General features: G+C 67.1%; 1 protein-coding gene and 1 pseudogene. Both read left to right on the top strand.

The genetic code is table 11. The features are described 5' to 3' along the window. Positions 1–481: 481 nt before the first annotated feature. Positions 482–874 carry a hypothetical protein gene (locus ACWEBX_RS39210; protein ID WP_451889480.1) on the top strand — a complete coding sequence of 131 codons (393 nt, stop codon included), beginning with the start codon at positions 482–484 and terminating at the stop codon, positions 872–874. A 65-nt stretch (positions 875–939) separates the two neighbouring features. Next, positions 940–2,378 (top strand): annotated as a pseudogene (locus tag ACWEBX_RS39205) (NF041680 family putative transposase). Positions 2,379–2,409 lie beyond the last annotated feature (31 nt).

Here is a 2,409-nt window from a genome sequence, read left to right as displayed (position 1 = left end):
CCGCCGCCCCGTACGGCGTCGGGGTGGTGACCAGGGCGCCGTCGCTGTTACTCACTTTCGGGTGACCACTGGGCGTCCGGTGGGGTGGCGAAGCCTGGCTGATGACACTGGACGCCCAGGCGCTACAGGGACGCGCCCGCGGGGATGGTCCCACGGTGACGATCCGCCGCCAGGTCCGCCTCTCCTGCTCCCTACACCTGCTCGAACGGGCGTTGAAGAAGGAGTTCGGCTGTCGCACCGCTGACATAGGCCCAGGGCTCCACGCTCGAGAATCGCGCTGCCGCCTGGGCTGCTCGTCCCGGCGGCAAGGCCGTACGCGGTCGCTGCCGGCATCGGCATGCATGCAGTCTTTACCTGCCCCGAGCCTCGCCAGCTCGTCACGTTCTCCGGCCTCACTCTCGGTACCTACATCGCCTTCGCTGCCTGAACCCGCCCACCGGACCTGGGTGTACGACGCTCCTGAACTGGGGCATGGCGCCTGGTGGGCTTCATCAGCGCCCAGACAGGCTTCACGCCGCTCTCGCGCCCATCCATGGACCGGACTGAAACACCGGTACAGGCGCGTCGTCGCCGTGGTGTCCTGAGCCGCACCCTGCCTGCCGGAAGCACCTTCCGCAGCTACAACCCGCACGAGGCCACCGTGGCGGTGTGCAGCGGATTCCTCGGGCTGACAGGCAAGGGTGTCAGCGAGATCCCGGTCGAGACCAACTGGTTCACTGTCACCGTGATCCTGCGCTGGACCTCTGACGGACGGCGCTTGGCCGACTCGGAGGACCCGACCCCCGCGGAAATACGGCCTAAGCTTGGCGTTTATCGTCCGCGGTCGAACATGGCCTCGAACTTGCTGACGATTTCGGCCGAGTGCCTGACGTGAGAGCGGCCTTCGCCTGATCCTGTGCTCCGTCACAGAAGCACTTGACCAGTACGAAGGCCGTAGCGATGAGTCTGCTGCAGCGGGATGTCCCGCGGGATGCGTTTGCCGAACTGTCATGCTTCCGAACGGAGTTCTATGCCTGCCTGACCCAGAGGCCCGACGCGTTGTTCGAGCTGAGTGACGCCTTGCTGTGTGCGGACGGCCCGGTGAAGACGTTGGTCGAGCTGTCTCTGGCGCCTGAGCATCAGCGTGGGCATGGTGCGTTGTACGGCGGGTTGAACCGCGGGCATCTGGAGCTGTCCCGGCTGCGCAGGGCGCTGGCGGGGCTGCCGCTTCCCCGGACGGCGGAGGGGCGGCTGGTCCTGGCGGTCGATGTCAGCAACTGGCTGCGGCCGGATGCGAATACGAGCCCGGACCGGCTGTTCTGTCACACGTATGGTCGGGGCAGGGGCTCGGCCCAGATGATCCCCGGGTGGCCCTACTCCTTCATTGCCGCTCTGGAGCCGGGGCGGACGTCGTGGACTGCCGTGCTGGACGTGGTCCGGTTGTGTCCGTGGGACGACGCGATCGCCGTCACCGCCGCCCAGGTCCGGGAGGTGTTCCAGCGGCTGTATGTGACAGGACAGTGGCAGATCGGTGACCTGCCCGTCCTGATCGTGTCGATGCCGGCTATGACGTGACCCGCCTGGCTTTCCTGTTAGCGGATCTGCCCGTTGAGCTGCTGGGACGGATGCGTTCGGACCGCGTCCTGTACTTCCCGCCCCCGCCGCAGCCGGCAGGCAAAGTCGGGCGCAAGCCCAAGCGCGGGGCGGAGTTCGCGTTCGAGGTCGCGGCCACTCAGCCGGTCCCGTCCGTCACCACGGAGACCGACACCACCCACTACGGGAAGGCCGTCGCCACTGCCTGGGACCGGCTGCACCCGCTGCTGGTCCGGCGCTCGGCCTGGGCAGACCACCCCGAAGGAGAGTTGCCTGTCATCGAAGGCACCGTCATCCGTCTTCAGGTCGACCACCTCCGCGGCGACCGCAGTCCCAGGCCCATCTGGCTGTGGTGGTCGGCTACCACTGCTTCTGCCGGGGATGTGGACCGGCTCTGGCAGGCGTTCCTGCGGAGATTCGATCTCGAGCACACCTTCAGGATGTTCAAGCAGACGCTGGGGTGGACCACGCCCAAACTCCGCGAACCGGCCGCCGCCGACCGCTGGACCTGGCTCGTCATTGCCGCCCACACGCAACTTCGCCTTGCCCGGCCCCTCGCAGAAGATCTCCGTAAACCCTGGGAGCGGCCCGCACGTCAAGGGCGCCTCACGCCAGCGCGTGTCCGCCGAGGATTTCGCCGCCTCCACGGGAAAACCCCTCAGCCGGCCAGCGCACCGAAACCCAGCACCGCAGGCCCCGGTCGGCCAACCGGCACGAAGAACAAGCACCGCGCACGCGAGCACCCCATCGGGAAGCATGACAAACCAAACCTCGCGGCAGCCATCACAAGCAGCAAAGCTGCATAAACGCCAAGCTAAGGGCCCGTAAAGAATCAAC

It is taken from the genome of Streptomyces sp. NPDC005070 (assembly GCF_053600395.1).
Note: the sequence above shows the minus strand (reverse complement) of the source record. Positions and strands in the feature narration are given on the sequence as shown.